Source organism: Nitrogeniibacter mangrovi (assembly GCF_010983895.1).
GTDB lineage: Bacteria > Pseudomonadota > Gammaproteobacteria > Burkholderiales > Rhodocyclaceae > Nitrogeniibacter > Nitrogeniibacter mangrovi.
In genome coordinates this window covers 4,004,446-4,018,279 of sequence record NZ_CP048836.1, presented here as the reverse complement: position 1 = coordinate 4,018,279, position 13,834 = coordinate 4,004,446, and the positions used below count along the sequence as shown (strand labels likewise).

14 protein-coding genes are annotated in these 13,834 nt (G+C 67.9%); 10 read left to right on the top strand and 4 right to left on the bottom strand.

Going from position 1 to position 13,834, the window contains the following annotated elements:
- Positions 1-304: 304 nt before the first annotated feature.
- The 9 genes from ccmA to ccmI are packed head-to-tail and all read left to right on the top strand — an operon-like array spanning position 305 to position 7,718.
- Positions 305-931 (top strand): cytochrome c biogenesis heme-transporting ATPase CcmA, encoded by a 627-nt coding sequence (gene ccmA, locus G3580_RS18550; protein WP_173768051.1) that lies wholly within the window; start codon positions 305-307, stop codon positions 929-931.
- Positions 925-1,593 carry a heme exporter protein CcmB gene (gene ccmB / locus G3580_RS18545; protein WP_173768049.1) on the top strand — a complete coding sequence of 223 codons (669 nt, stop codon included), beginning with the start codon at positions 925-927 and terminating at the stop codon, positions 1,591-1,593. Before ccmA ends, ccmB begins: the two co-directional genes overlap by 7 nt.
- 57 nt (positions 1,594-1,650) lie before the next feature.
- Positions 1,651-2,412 (top strand): heme ABC transporter permease CcmC, encoded by a 762-nt coding sequence (ccmC, locus tag G3580_RS18540; protein ID WP_173768047.1) that lies wholly within the window; start codon positions 1,651-1,653, stop codon positions 2,410-2,412.
- Positions 2,409-2,609, top strand: coding sequence for a heme exporter protein CcmD (gene ccmD, locus G3580_RS18535; protein WP_173768044.1), 201 nt, complete (start codon positions 2,409-2,411; stop codon positions 2,607-2,609). The genes ccmC and ccmD overlap by 4 nt, the downstream gene beginning before the upstream one ends.
- Positions 2,606-3,052, top strand: coding sequence for a cytochrome c maturation protein CcmE (gene ccmE, locus G3580_RS18530; RefSeq protein WP_173768042.1), 447 nt, complete (start codon positions 2,606-2,608; stop codon positions 3,050-3,052). The genes ccmD and ccmE overlap by 4 nt, the downstream gene beginning before the upstream one ends.
- Positions 3,049-5,022, top strand: a complete 1,974-nt coding sequence (locus tag G3580_RS18525; protein WP_173768040.1) for a heme lyase CcmF/NrfE family subunit — start codon at positions 3,049-3,051, stop codon at positions 5,020-5,022. Before ccmE ends, G3580_RS18525 begins: the two co-directional genes overlap by 4 nt.
- A gap of 7 nt (positions 5,023-5,029) precedes the next feature.
- Entirely contained in the window at positions 5,030-5,623 is a 594-nt protein-coding gene (locus tag G3580_RS18520) for a DsbE family thiol:disulfide interchange protein (RefSeq protein WP_173768038.1), read from the top strand.
- An 8-nt stretch (positions 5,624-5,631) separates the two neighbouring features.
- Positions 5,632-6,105 carry a cytochrome c-type biogenesis protein gene (locus tag G3580_RS18515; protein ID WP_228720715.1) on the top strand — a complete coding sequence of 158 codons (474 nt, stop codon included), beginning with the start codon at positions 5,632-5,634 and terminating at the stop codon, positions 6,103-6,105.
- Positions 6,102-7,718, top strand: coding sequence for a c-type cytochrome biogenesis protein CcmI (gene ccmI, locus G3580_RS18510; RefSeq protein ID WP_173768034.1), 1,617 nt, complete (start codon positions 6,102-6,104; stop codon positions 7,716-7,718). The genes G3580_RS18515 and ccmI overlap by 4 nt, the downstream gene beginning before the upstream one ends.
- An 80-nt stretch (positions 7,719-7,798) precedes the next feature.
- On the opposite strand, the gene G3580_RS18505 is transcribed toward ccmI, so the two are convergent.
- The 4 genes from G3580_RS18505 to G3580_RS18490 form a co-directional block, all read right to left on the bottom strand.
- On the bottom strand, positions 7,799-8,782 hold the full coding sequence (locus G3580_RS18505) for an alpha-E domain-containing protein (RefSeq protein WP_173768033.1): 984 nt from the start codon (positions 8,780-8,782) through the stop codon (positions 7,799-7,801).
- A gap of 2 nt (positions 8,783-8,784) precedes the next feature.
- Positions 8,785-10,251 carry a circularly permuted type 2 ATP-grasp protein gene (locus tag G3580_RS18500; protein WP_173768031.1) on the bottom strand — a complete coding sequence of 489 codons (1,467 nt, stop codon included), beginning with the start codon at positions 10,249-10,251 and terminating at the stop codon, positions 8,785-8,787.
- Positions 10,252-10,354: 103 nt separating this feature from the next.
- On the bottom strand, positions 10,355-10,714 hold the full coding sequence (locus G3580_RS18495; RefSeq protein ID WP_173768029.1) for a ribbon-helix-helix domain-containing protein: 360 nt from the start codon (positions 10,712-10,714) through the stop codon (positions 10,355-10,357).
- A gap of 93 nt (positions 10,715-10,807) precedes the next feature.
- A complete protein-coding gene (locus G3580_RS18490; RefSeq protein WP_173768027.1) occupies positions 10,808-11,386 on the bottom strand; it encodes a DJ-1/PfpI family protein in 579 nt (192 codons plus the stop codon).
- A 224-nt stretch (positions 11,387-11,610) separates the two neighbouring features.
- On the opposite strand from G3580_RS18490, the gene G3580_RS18485 reads away from it, so the two are divergent.
- Entirely contained in the window at positions 11,611-13,809 is a 2,199-nt protein-coding gene (locus tag G3580_RS18485) for a phospholipase D-like domain-containing protein (RefSeq protein ID WP_173768025.1), read from the top strand.
- Positions 13,810-13,834: the final 25 nt, after the last annotated feature.

Sequence of the window (13,834 nt, the reverse complement as noted above, 5' to 3'; positions counted from 1 at the left end):
TCTTGGAGTGCATTATGCCTTCCCATGGCGTTGGGGTGGGCCTTTCGGCCCGGTCGGGCGTCACCGGGAGTCGGTTCGACGGCCTCGATCGCCACCAGAATTGATCCGCCTCAGGCGCACCGCCGGCCGGATGTGCTCGAATCGGGAACACAGAGGGCCGGCGGCGTTGCGGACACGGAATCGGGTCGGCTCGGGTATGCTCCGGCTCCGGTGTGGCGTGTCCCTGCAACGACGCGTGATGCTGATGAGTGGGAAAATATCCCACATCTATCTTTTTGTTGATGGTTGTGATTGAATCCCGTCCATGCTGGAAGTGACCGAACTCGCCTGTCTGCGTGGCGATCGCCTGCTGTTTGCCGACGTCAACCTCACGGTGAGTCCGGGCGAGCTGGTGCGCATCGGCGGGCCGAACGGGGTCGGCAAGACGAGCCTGCTGCGCTTGCTGTGCGGCCTGTCCCTGCCCGAGCACGGCGCGGTGCGCTGGCACGGCCGGCGCATCGACCGCCATCGCGACGCCTTTCACCAGGACATGCTCTACCTGGGTCATTCGGCGGCGCTCAACGACCTGCTCAGCCCCATCGAGAACCTGCGCTTCGCCGCCGCCACCCATGGGCGCGATGCCCACGAGGCCACCTGCGAGGCGGCGCTCGAACGCATCGGCCTGTCGCTCCAGCGCGATCTGCCGGCCAAGGTGCTGTCCCAGGGGCAGCGGCGCCGGGTCGGGCTGGCGCGGCTCTACCTGTCCGAGGACGTGCCGCTGTGGATCCTCGACGAGCCCTTCGTGGCGCTCGACGTGGACGCGGTGCGCGATCTGGCCGAGTGGCTCGATGCCCACTGTGCCCGGGGCGGCATGGTGGTGATGACCACCCACCAGGATGTGCCCTTCCGGACCGCCGTGCGCCTGTTCGACCTGGCGGAGGCGGCATGCTGAGCGTGTTCTTCGAAGTCCTGCGCCGCGACCTGCTGCTGGCCTGGCGCAACCGCGCCGACGTGATGGTGACGCTGGCCTTCTTCACCATCGTGGCCTGCCTGTTCCCGTTCGGTGTCGGTGCCGAGCCGAATCTGCTGCGCACCATCGCGCCGGGCGTGCTGTGGGTGGCCGCGCTGCTGGCGACCCTGCTGTCCTTGCACCGGCTGTTCGCCCAGGATCACACCGACGGGGTGCTCGAACAGTTGCTGCTCTCGCCCGAGCCGGCGGTGCTGTGGGTGCTGGCCAAGGTGCTGGCCCACTGGCTGACCACGGCGGTGCCGCTCATCGCGGCTGCGCCCCTGCTGGCCTTGCTCTTTGACATGGAGCAAAGTGCGACCGGGGTGCTCATCCTATCCTTGGCGCTCGGTACGCCGATCCTGTCCCTGCTCGGGGCGGTGGGCGCGGCCCTGACGCTGGGGCTGCGCGGTGGCGGCATGCTGCTGGCCCTGCTGGTTCTTCCCCTGTTCGTGCCCATTCTCATCTTCGGTGCCGGTGCCGTCGATGCCCATCTGTCGGGCACCGGCGCGGCGGCGCACCTGCTGTTGCTCGGTGGCGGATCGCTCGCGGCGCTGGCGCTGGCGCCATGGGCATGTGCGGCCGCATTGAGAATCGCGGTAGAGTAGAGCCCCCCGAGACCCCCGGCACGCCCCCAAGCGACTGGAAACAAACAGATATTCGAGATGGAAACCCCGCAACGCTTCAGCCTGTTTCGCTACGCGGCCCCCCACATGTTCTACCCGCTGGCCGGGAAGATGGCGCCGTGGTTCCTCGCCATTGCCGGGGTGCTGACGCTCATCGGCCTGTACCTGGGCTTCTTCGTCGCCCCGACCGATGCGGTGCAGGGCGAGGTGTACCGGGTCATCTTCATCCATGTGCCGGCGGCCTGGATGTCCATGTTCGTGTACCTGGTGATGGCTTTCTGGTCGGCGGTGGGCGTGGTCTTCAACACCCGCCTGTCGGCCATGATGGCGCAGGCGCTGGCGCCCACCGGCGCGATGTTCTGCTTCGTGGCCCTGTGGACCGGCGCCCTGTGGGGGCGGCCCACCTGGGGCGCCTACTGGGTCTGGGACGCGCGCCTGACCTCGCAGCTGCTGCTGCTGTTCCTCTACTTCGGCTTCATCGCCCTGACCCGGGCCATCGAGGACCCGCGCCGTGCCGACCGGGCCGGCGCCATCCTGTCCCTGGTGGGGGCGCTCAACGTGCCGGTCATCTATTTCTCCGTCAAGTGGTGGAACACCCTGCACCAGGGCGCCTCGGTGAGCCTGACCAAGGCGCCGAGCATGGCCACCACCATGTTGTGGTCCATGCTGGTGATGGCGCTGGCCGCCTGGGCCTACACCATCGCCGTCACCCTGTGGCGGGTGCGCTCGCTGATTCTCGAACGCGAACGCCATACCGAATGGGTCGGCGAGGTGCTCGATGCGGCCGGAGAACGCGCATGAACTGGGGATCCTGGTCCGAATTCTGGTCGATGGGCGGCAGTGCCTTCTTCGTCTGGGGCTCCTACGGCGTGGCCTTCGCGCTCATCGCCGTGGAACTTGTGCTGGTGCTCCGGCGTCGGAAACACGTGATCCATCGACTGCAAAAACTGCGCCGGGCGGCCAAGGCCACGGCGGCGCGCAAGGAGATTCGTCAATGAAAGCCCGACAGAAACGCCTGCTGCTGGTAGTGGCCGGCGTGGCCCTGCTCGGTGGCGCAGTCGCGCTCGTGCTCTCGGCCTTCCAGCAGAACCTGGTGTTCTTCCACACCCCGACCGAAGTGGCCGAGGGCAAGGTGCCGCAGGGGCGCACCTTCCGCATCGGCGGCATGGTCGAGACCGGCTCCATCAAGCGCGACCCGGACGGCATCACGGTGCGCTTCATGATCACCGATACCGCCAAGAGCATTCCGGTGGCCTTCAAGGGGCCGTTGCCCGACCTGTTCAAGGAGGGCAAGGGCGCCGTGGCCCAGGGCAAGATCGGCCCCAACGGCCTGTTCATGGCCAGCGAGGTGCTGGCCAAGCATGACGAGAACTACATGCCCCCCGAGGCGAAGGATGCCATCGACCGGGCGCACAAGACAGCAGCGACGGTGGCGCAATGATTCCAGAACTCGGTCACTTCGCCCTCATCCTCGCCTTCATCATCGCCCTCGTGCAGGGCGTGGTGCCTCTCATTGGCGCGCGCAGCAACCGCGCGGCCCTGGTGGCCGTGGCCCGGCCCGCGGCGCAGGGACAGTTCGTGTTCATGGTGCTGTCCTTCGCCTGTCTGACCTGGGCCTTCGTGCACAACGATTTCTCGGTCCAGTACGTGGCCCAGCACTCGAACACCAAGCTGCCGGTGTATTACCGCGTCACCGGCGTGTGGGGCAGCCACGAAGGCTCGCTGCTGCTGTGGGGCCTGATCCTGTCGTTGTGGACGGTGGCGGTCACGGTGTTCTCGCGCACCCTGCCCGACCTGTTCGTGGCCCGCGTGCTCGGCGTGCTCGGCCTGGTGAGCGCCGGCTTCCTGTCCTTCATCATCTTCACCTCCAACCCCTTCCTGCGCCTGGTGCCGGGGGTGGCCGAAGGCCAGGACCTGAACCCGTTGCTGCAGGACCCGGGCATGATCATCCACCCGCCCTTGCTCTACATGGGCTACGTGGGCTTCTCGGTGGCCTTCGCCTTCGCCATCGCGGCGCTCATCTCGGGCCGCCTCGACGCCGCCTGGGCGCGCTGGTCGCGACCGTGGACGGTGGTGGCGTGGATGTTCCTCACCATGGGCATCACGGTCGGCTCGGGCTGGTCGTACTACGAGCTCGGCTGGGGCGGCTGGTGGTTCTGGGACCCGGTCGAGAACGCCTCCTTCATGCCCTGGCTGGTGGGCACCGCGCTGATCCACTCGCTGGCGGTGACCGAAAAGCGCGGCGCCTTCCGCAGCTGGACCGTATTGCTCGCGATCGCCGCCTTCTCGCTGTCGCTGCTGGGCACCTTCCTGGTGCGCTCGGGCGTGCTCACCTCGGTGCACGCCTTCGCCACCGACCCGCGTCGCGGTCTCTACATCCTCGGCCTGCTGGTGCTGGTGATCGGCATTTCGCTCACCCTGTTCGCCTGGCGCGCGCCCAAGCTGGCCGGCGGCGGCAAGTTCTCGCTGGTCTCGCGCGAGTCGATGCTGCTGATCAACAACGTGCTGCTGTCGGTGGTGGCCGCCTCGGTGCTGCTGGGCACGCTCTATCCGCTGTTCCTCGACGCCCTCGGCCTGGGCAAGATCTCGGTGGGCCCGCCGTACTTCGAGGCGGTCTTCCTGCCGTTGATGGTGCCGGTGGTGCTGCTCATGGTGATCGGTCCGTTCGTGCGCTGGAAGGGCCATGACGTGGCCCTGCTGGCGCGCCGGCTGGCGCCGTGGCTGCTCGGCAGTCTGGCGCTCGGCGGTCTGGGCGCCTGGGCGGCGGGGCACATCACCTGGCGCATGGTGCTGGGCCTGACCCTGGCGGCCTGGGTGCTGCTGGCCAGCGGCCTGCTGCTGGTCGATCGCCTGCGCGAGCGCCCGGGTGCGGCCTTCGGCGCCCGCCTGTCGGCCATCCCGCGCGGCTGGTGGGGCATGCTGGCGGCCCATGTCGGCATCGGCGTGTTCATCATCGGCGTGGCCATGGTCAACGGCACCCAGAACAATGTGGACGTGAAGATGCAGGTGGGCGACACCGCGACGCTGGCCGGCTACCAGTTCGAACTGATGGCGATCAAGGATGCGCCGGGCCCGAACTATTCGGCGTCGCGCGGCGAACTCAAGGTCACCCGCGACGGCAAGACGATCACCACGCTCGAGCCCGAGAAGCGGGTCTACAGCGCCCGCGGCATGCCCATGACCGAAGCGTCGATCAACGTCGGCCTGTTCGGTGACCTGTACGCCTCCATGGGCGAGCAGATCGACGACCACACCTGGATCGTGCGTCTCTATCACAAGCCCTTCATCAGCTGGATCTGGCTGGGTTGTGCGCTCATGGCGCTCGGTGGCGCCTTTGCCGCGGCGGATCGCCGTTATCGCAAGCTGGCCGCACGGACGGCGCCGGACACCGGTGCCCGCCAGGCGGTGTGAGGATTCAATGAAAGCGAAGTTTCTCGTTCCCCTGTTCCTGTTCCTGCTGCTGGCGGTCTTTCTCGGCGTCGGCCTTCAGCTGAACCCGCGCGAGGTGCCCTCGCCGCTGATCGACAAGCCGGCGCCGGAATTCCGGCTCTCGCGGCTCGACGACCCGACCACCCAGCTCGGCCTGGACGACATGAAGGGCAAGGTGTGGCTGCTCAACGTGTGGGCGACCTGGTGCGTGGCCTGTCGCCAGGAGCATCCGGTGCTGGTGCAGCTCTCGCGCAGCCACCAGGTGCCCATCATCGGTCTCAACTACAAGGAAGTGCGCGGCGACGGCATGATCGACATGCACAAGCTGCCCGCCGAGGACGAGCTGCCCATGGCGGTCAACCGGGCCAACGAATGGCTCGACACCCACGGCAACCCCTACGACGTGACCGTGCTCGACCTGGAGGGCCGGGTGGGCATCGACTTCGGGGTCTATGGCGTGCCCGAGACCTTCCTGATCGACAAGAAGGGCGTGATCCGCTATAAGCAGATCGGCCCGGTGACGCCCGAGGCGCTCAAGGACACCATCCTGCCCAAGGTGAAGGCGCTGGAGGCGGAAACATGAGGACCGGGGTGAAACAGCTGTTGTTCGCCGCCGCGCTGGTGCTGGCGAGCGCCAGTGCGATGGCGCGTACCGCCGAGCACGTGGTCGCCGATCCGGCGCTCGAGGAGCGGGTGCTCAAGCTCTCCGAGAAACTGCGCTGCCTGGTGTGCCAGAACCAGTCGATCGCCGAATCGCAGGCCGATCTGGCCCTCGATCTGCGCGATCAGGTGCGCGAGCAGATGGCCGCCGGCAAGAGCGACGAGGAGATCGTCGACTACCTGGTGGCCCGCTACGGCGACTTCGTGCTCTACGATCCGCCGGTGCGCACCACCACCCTGCTGCTCTGGGGCGCGCCCGGGGTGCTCGCGGTGCTCGGCGTCGGCGCCCTGATCGTGCGTCTCAAGCGCCGCAACCGGACGTCGACCCCGCACCTGGACGACGCCCAGCGGGCGCGCGCGCGTGCCCTGCTCGATGGTGACGGGACGCCGGAGGCCGACGCATGACGGTATTCATCGTGATTGCGGCGCTGCTCGTGGTCGGCGCCCTGGTCCTGCTCGTCCCGCCCCTGTTCGGATTCGGCGTGCGCCGGCTCGCCGAGCAGGACGTGGGTGCCTATCAGGCGCGCAGCGCGCTGGCCGTGTTGCGCGAACAACTCGCCGACCTGGACGCCGAGCTGGCGGCCGAGCGGATTTCCGAAGATCAGTATCAGCGCACCCGCGAGGAACTCGAGCGCCGGGCCCTGGACGAGGGTCAGGCGGAGTCGGCCGCGCTGGCGGCCAGACCCGCCCGGGCCTGGGCTCTGGCGCTGGTGGTGCTGGTGCCGCTGGTGGCCGCGCTGGTGTATCTGCAGACCGGCTCGCTCGCCGGACTCGACCCGGCCAAGACCGCCGTACCCGAGGGCGGCCAGCAGATCACCCAGGAACAGGTCGAGCAGATGGTGGCCAATCTGGCCGAGCGGCTCAAGAGCGAGCCCGACAACGCCGAAGGCTGGTTCATGCTCGCCCGGTCCTACAATGCCCTGGGCCGCTTCGACGAGGCCGCCACCGCGTACGCGACGCTGGCCAAGCTGGTGCCGGACGAGGCGCAGGTGTACGCCGACTGGGCCGATGCGCTGGCCGCCTCCAAGGGCCGTAACCTGGCCGGCGAGCCGGAGCAGCTCATCGACAAGGCGCTCGCCCTCGATCCGAACAACGTCAAGGCCATTGCCCTGAAGGGCAGCGCCGCCTTCCAGCAGGGCGACTACGCGCAGGCCTCGTCGGTGTGGGAGCGCATCCTCACCCTGTTGCCGCCCGACAACGAACTGGCGCAGTCGATTCGCCAGGGCATTGCCGAAGCACGTCAGCGTGGCCATCTGCCGCCGCTGGCCGCCGTGCCGGCGCCTGCCGCCGGCGGTGGTGCGGGGGTGACCCTGTCGGGCGAGCTGAGCCTGGCGCCCGAGCTGGCCGGCAAGGTGTCCGCCGACGATACGCTCTTCGTCTTCGTGCGCCCCGTCGGTGGCGGCATGCCGTTCGCGATCCTGCGCCATACGGTGGCCGACCTGCCGCTCAAGTTCGATTTCAAGGGGGTGCCGTCCATGGCCGGCAATCGCCCGATTCCCGCCCAGGTGGTGATCGGCGCACGGATCTCCAAGAGCGGCAATGCCAGCGCCGGGGCCGGCGACGTGGAGGCGGCGCCGCTGACCGTCAAACCCGATGCGGCCGGCGTCAAGTTGGTGTTGAACCAGGAACTGGGCGGCGCTGCAGCAGGCGCGGCACCCGCACCCATGGCGGCCGCCGGCGGCATCAGCCTGTCGGGTGAGTTGAGCCTGGCACCGGAACTGGCGCAGAAGGCGGCACCGAACGACGTGGTCTTCATCTTCGTGCGCCCCGTGAACGGGGGCATGCCGTTCGCGGTGCTGCGCCACACGGTGGCCGATCTGCCGCTCAAGTTCGACTTCAACGGTGTGCCGTCGATGGCCGGCAACCGGCCGATTCCGGCGCAAGTGGCCATCGGTGCGCGGGTCTCCAAGAGTGGCCGCGCCGGCGCGGCGGCGGGGGATCTGGAGGCGCCGTCGGTGACGGTCAAGCCCGATGCCTCGGGGGTGAACCTGGTGCTCAAGGTCGAACGCACGTCCTGATCCGCGCAGCACGCCACATGAAAGACGGGGACCCTGTGTGGTTCCCGTTTTGCTGTGCCCATCCGCTCTCGCGTGGTCGTCTACTGCCCCGGGTGCTCGACCGTCTCGTCCACCACCGGGGCGGGGCTGTCCACGCCGCCGAACCAGGTGGTGCGGATGGCGTCGTGAATGCGGCTGGTGCCCAGTTGCAGATCGTCGAGGAACTGATGGAGCTGATCCGGCGCGTCGGCCAGTTCGGCGGTGCCGTCCCGCTGCAGCAGCTGCTGCAGCTCGGCGACCGCCGCGCAGGCCGCGTCGCTGCGCGGCAGGGTGGCGAGCTTGCCATGCAGGCGCTTGAGGCAGCGGTTGATGGCGCGCGGGAAGGTGGTGTCGAGGAGGATGAAGCGCACCGCGTCCTTGCCGCGGATGCGGGTGCGCACCTGGCGCCGGTACATCTGGTGCGCCGACAGGCTCTTGAGCACGCTCATCCATTGCAGCTGCTCGAAGGGTTTGAGGTCGTCCGGTGAGCGCGGCAGCAGGTTGGCCGAGCGCACGTCGAGAATGCGCGAGGTCATGTCCACCCGCTCCAGGTAGCCGCCCACGGCGCAGAAGGTGCGTGCCGGCGATTCGCTCAGGCTGCCGTCGATCATGCCGGTCAGCGCCTGGCAGCCGCGGATGACGGTGCGCAGGAAGTCGTCGAGGCGGCGCAGGTCGATGGTGCCGGCCAGCAGGCTGCTGCCCTGCAGGTAAAGGCTGTTGATCTCCTCCCACACTTCCTTGGGCATCACGTCGCGGGTGGTGCGCAGGTTCTCCCGCGCCGCCGCCAGCGCGCCCATGATGGAGCCGCCGTAGCGGCGGTCGGCGCACAGGAAGGTGAGCACCTTGGCGGCGTCGCGCGTGCCGTAGTGTTCGTCGAAGATGGCGTCCGCGCCGGTGATGTGGATCAGCGAGGACCAGGACAGGGTGGTGGTGCCGGGGAAGTCGAGCATGAGGTGGCGGGTGACCCGGATCAGGCGGGCGGTGTCCTCGGTGCGCTCGATGTAGCGCGCCATCCAGTAGAGGTTTTCGGCAACACGCGACAGCATGATCAAAGCCCTCCCTGTGCGCTGGTGTCCACGATCCAGGTGTCCTTGCTGCCGCCGCCCTGGGAGGAATTGACCACCAGCGAGCCCTTCACCAGGGCGACCCGCGTCAGCCCGCCGGTGGTCACGTAGCTGCCGTGGGCGGAGGACAGAATGAAGGGGCGCAGGTCCAGATGGCGCGGGGCGAGGCCTTCGTCGGTGAGGGTGGGTGCCACCGACAGGCTCAGGGTCGGTTGCGCCATGTAGTTGCGCGGATCGGCCTGGATCAGCTCGGCGAACTCGGCGCGCTTTTGCGCCGTGGCGTGGGGGCCGACCAGCATGCCGTAGCCGCCCGATTCGTTGGCCGGCTTGACCACCAGCTTGTCGAGGTTGGCGAGCACGTAGTCGCGCTCGTCGTCGTGCATGCACAGGTAGCTGGGCACGTTGGGGATGATCGGTTCGGCGTCCAGGTAGTACTTGATCATCTTGGGCACGTAGGTATAGACGACCTTGTCGTCCGCCACCCCGGCGCCGGGCGCGTTGCACAGGGCCACGTTGCCGGCGCGCCAGGCGCCCATGAGGCCGGGGACGCCGAGGACGGAGTCCGGGTTGAAGGCCTTGGGGTCGATGAACATGTCGTCCACCCGCCGGTAGATCACGTCCACCCGCACCAGGCCGTCGATGGTGCGCATGTAGACGCAGTTGTCCGAGCCCACGATCATGTCCGAGCCCTCGACCAGCTCCACCCCCATCTGCTGGGCCAGGTAGGCGTGCTCGTAGTAGGCCGAGTTGTAGATGCCCGGGGTCATGATGACGATGTTGGGTTCGTCGAGCGGGCGCGGCGACATCGACACCAGCATGTCGTAGAGCTGGTCGGGGTAGTCGTCCACCGGCAGGATGCCGCCGGTCTGGAACAGCTCGGGCAGCACCCGCTTGGTCACGTTGCGGTTCTCGAGCATGTAGGAGACGCCCGAGGGAATGCGCAGGTTGTCCTCGAGCACGTAGATGGTGCCGTCCTTGTCGCGCACCAGGTCGGAGCCGCAGATGTGCGCCCACACCCGGCCCGGCGGCTGGATCCCCACGCATTGGGGGCGGAAGTTGACCGAGTCGGCCAGCAGCGCCGCCGGGAACACGCCGTCCTTGACGATGCGCTGCTCGTTGTAGAGGTCGTCGATGAACATGTTGAGCGCCTGCACGCGCTGCTTGAGGCCGGCCTCCACGCGCTGCCACTCGGTGAGCGGGATGATGCGGGGGATGATGTCGAAGGGCCAGGCGCGGTCGATCATGTCGCCGTCGGAATAGACCGTGAACGAGATCCCCATCACCTGGATGGCCACCTCGGCGGCGGCCTTGAGATCCCCGATTTCGCTGCTGTCGAGGCCGGCAAGATAGTCGCACAGCGCGCGCGCCGCCGGGTGGGGCTGTCCGGGCGCGGCGATCAGTTCGTCGTAAAACCCGTTGGGGTCGTATTGGTTCCAGTCGAGACGAGGCATGGGCGCTCCTGGCGGCACCGGCCCGCGCAACCGGACCGGTGCATGCGAGATGTTTTCACTATACGCCGGTCGTGTTGCGCTGCGGTAGCCCCCGCCGGGATCCTTACGCAGCGCAGCTGCGTGGTTCCGCGGCCAGCACCCAGTCGGCGTCCAGCGAGCGGATCGGGATCGACGGGTCGGTGGGAATGCGGCCGGCGAGCTGGAGCTCGAGGTAGCGTGAGCAGCTCACGCGCAGGAACGACGCGAAGTTGGTGTGATCCAGCTCGGCGCCGGCCTCGATCAGCTCGTCATGCAGCCGGGTGACCAGCTGCGGCACGCTCAGGCCGTCGCGGCGGCCGATGTCTTCGAGCACCGACCAGAACAGGTTCTCCAGACGCAGGCTGGTGACCGCGCCGCCCAGGCGCAGCGACCGCGTGCGCGATTCATACAGCTGCGGGTCGGCACCGACGAAAATCTGGCACATGAGGACTCTCCGGAAAGGGGCAAGGGCGCACCGCTCGGGGAAGCGGCGCGCCCTTCAAGCGTAGACCATGTGGCGGCCCCTCGGGGTCGCGCGTCAGTGACTGATGCGGGTGCCGAGCACCGCCAGGAACTGGGCGATCCAGGCCGGATGCGCGGGCCAGGCCGGCGCGGTGACGAGCTTGCCGTCGGTCACCGCGGCATCGATGGCGATGTCGGCATAGGTGCCGCCGGCCAGCTCCACCTCGGCACGGCAGGCCGGGTAGGCCGAGCAGGTCTTGCCCTCCAGCACCTTGGCGCCGGCCAGCAGCTGGGCGCCGTGGCAGATGGCGGCCACCGGCTTGTCGGCGACGAAGAAGTGGCGCACCAGCTCGATCACCGCCGGATTCATGCGCAGGTATTCCGGTCCGCGCCCGCCGGGAATCACCAGCGCGTCGTAGCGGGCCGGGTCGACATCGGCGAAGCTGGCGTTCAGGGTGAAGTTGTGGCCGCGCTTCTCCGAATAGGTCTGGTCGCCCTCGAAGTCGTGGATCGCGGTGGCGATGGTCTGCCCGGCGCTCTTGTCGGGGCACACCGCGTCCACCCGGTGGCCGACCGCGAGCAGGGCCTGGAAGGGCACCATGGTCTCGTAGTCCTCGCAATAGTCGCCGCACAGCATCAGGATCTTCTTGCTCATCGTCTTCCTCCAGTGGTCTCGCAGGGCTCGACATGGCCCTGTCGGGGTCGCGACGGGGCGCGACGGGTTTACTCTGGACCGGCGGGCACGCGCGCGGGTAGTAGTGGAGTGCTACATCGGCGGGCGGGCGCCGCGCTCTGTACTGTCATATGCAATGGCGGTAAGCTGGCTCGCGATACACGGCCGCCGGACGGGGCGCGCTCAAGAACAACGCAGAGGTCTTCATGAAGCGATATCTTTTCCTGTGCGCGATGCTGTCGGCATGGCTTCTGGGCGGCTGCGCGTCGACCGCGCTGATGAAGCAGCCGCCGGTCGCGCAGGTGATCGATGCACACGCCAGCGCCGGCCCCCTGCCCTTTGCCGACGGCCGCGTGCTGATGAGCAACGACGATGCCTTCGCCGCCAAGCTGAACTTGGTGGAACAGGCGAAGGAAAGCGTCGATCTGGCCTATTACATCTTCGATGACGACGACAGCACGGCGGCGCTGACCCAGGCGCTGATCGATGCGGCCAGGCGCGGCGTGCAGGTGCGCCTGCTGGTCGACTACTTCAGCGAGTACAAGGACCTGGACCGCTTCAGCTGGCTGGAACAGCAAGGGGGCGGCCGCATCGCGGTGCGCTTCTACAACCGTCCGACGCTGGAGATCGTCAAGGACGCCGCCTTCCTCACCCTCAGCTGCGCGGATGTGGGCGTCAAGACGCCAGCCTGCGATAGCGAAAAGCAGCAGGCCGTCGACAGCCACTTCGCCGCCGACGCGCATCAGGCCTTCACCAATCTCCAGTTCGCCGGCTCCGGCGTGTTCCTGTCGGGCCTCTACGGCAAGAACCCCAAGCTCATGGCCTATGCCATCAGCCGCGGTCAGGACATCGACGCCGAGGCCCTGGCCAGCGGTGCCACCGCGGCCGACAGCCAGCGCACCGAGCAGCTCAAGACCCTCGGCAAGCTGTTCTTCAAGGCACGCTATGTCGGCGGTGCCGAGGGCCTCGCCGCCAAGCTCAAGCTCGCCTTCATCCGCCAGACCTTCGGCGCCCAGGTCAATCCGGTGTTCGACGCGGTCAACAGCTATCTGCCCCTGTCGCGCCAGAACAATGCCCGGGCGCAAAAGGACTGGGACTACCTCACCGAGTTCCTGCACCACAAGTTCCTGCTGGTGGACCGTCGCGCGCTGATCCTCGGCGGGCGCAACATGGCCGACGCCTACCACATGCATCCCAACCCGCTGGCCGACAAGTACATCTTCATGGACACCGACGTGCAGCTGCCGCTCACCGCGCGCAGCGAGGCGCTGGCCGCGAGTTTCGACCGCCTGTGGAACCTGCACGACATGGTCGCGCCGCTCGCCGAGGTGCGCCGCCATGCGCCCAACGACCTGCTGATGAACTTCAAGGTGCTGACCGCCGCCCAGGCCGCCTGCGACAAGGGTCAGGATGCGGCCTGCGTCGACCGCTACGTGGACCGGCATTTCGTGCCGCTCGAGGCGCGCATGCAGGCGGTCGCCAAGGCGCAGCAACAGCACCTGCGCGAGTACATGACGAAGTACCGCCCCCGTTCGGACTGGGCGCCGCTGACCATCGACGCCGGCGCCAACATCTTCTACTTCGAGAACCTGCCGTTCACCGACGGCAAGCGCAACTACGGCGCGCGTCACAACCACGAAGCCGAGCACAACAAGAACATCCAGGCCCTGTGGCGCGCCGCGTTGCAGCAGGTGTGCGCGCAGCCCGATGCCGCCCCGCGCGAGGTGCTGCTGCACAACGCCTACCTGTTCCTGCCCGCCAACCTGCTCCAGGACATCGCCGCCATGCTCGACGGCACCCGCCCGTGCCCGGGCGTCACCCTCACCGTGCTCACCAACTCGCTGGCCACCACCGATCTCAACGTGGTGAATCTGCTCGCGGTGTGGGAACTGAAGGCGCTCGCCGACCATGTGCGCGCATCCGGCCCCGCCGGAAATGCCGCCACGCTGCGCTATCTGGAATACCGCCCGATCGACGGCGCCAGCCTCTCGCTGCACTCCAAGGTCATGGTCTTCGACCGCGACCTGTTCATCGGCTCCTCCAACGCCGACCTGCGCAGCTTCATGATGGACAGCAACAACGGCGTCTTCATCCGCAACGCGCCCCGCCTCGTCGCCGCCTACCGGCAGCGCATCCACCAGCTCATCGACACCCCGGGCCGCATCGCCGACGACACCGCCCGCCTCGGTCGCGACAAGGACCAGCTGAGCACCGAAATGAACCAGCTCATCGACCAGCTCCTCGCCCGCTACGCCGGCCCCGACCGGCTCTCGGCACAGCAGGTGCAGGACCTCAAGGCGCAGGTGCAGGCGACCACGCAGAAGGTCTATGACCTGTCGCGGCGGATCATGCAGGGCGATACCCAGGCGGCGAACGAGTTCAACGAACTGTTCAAGGGGATTTGAGGGCGAGGCGGACGGCTCGCGCCAT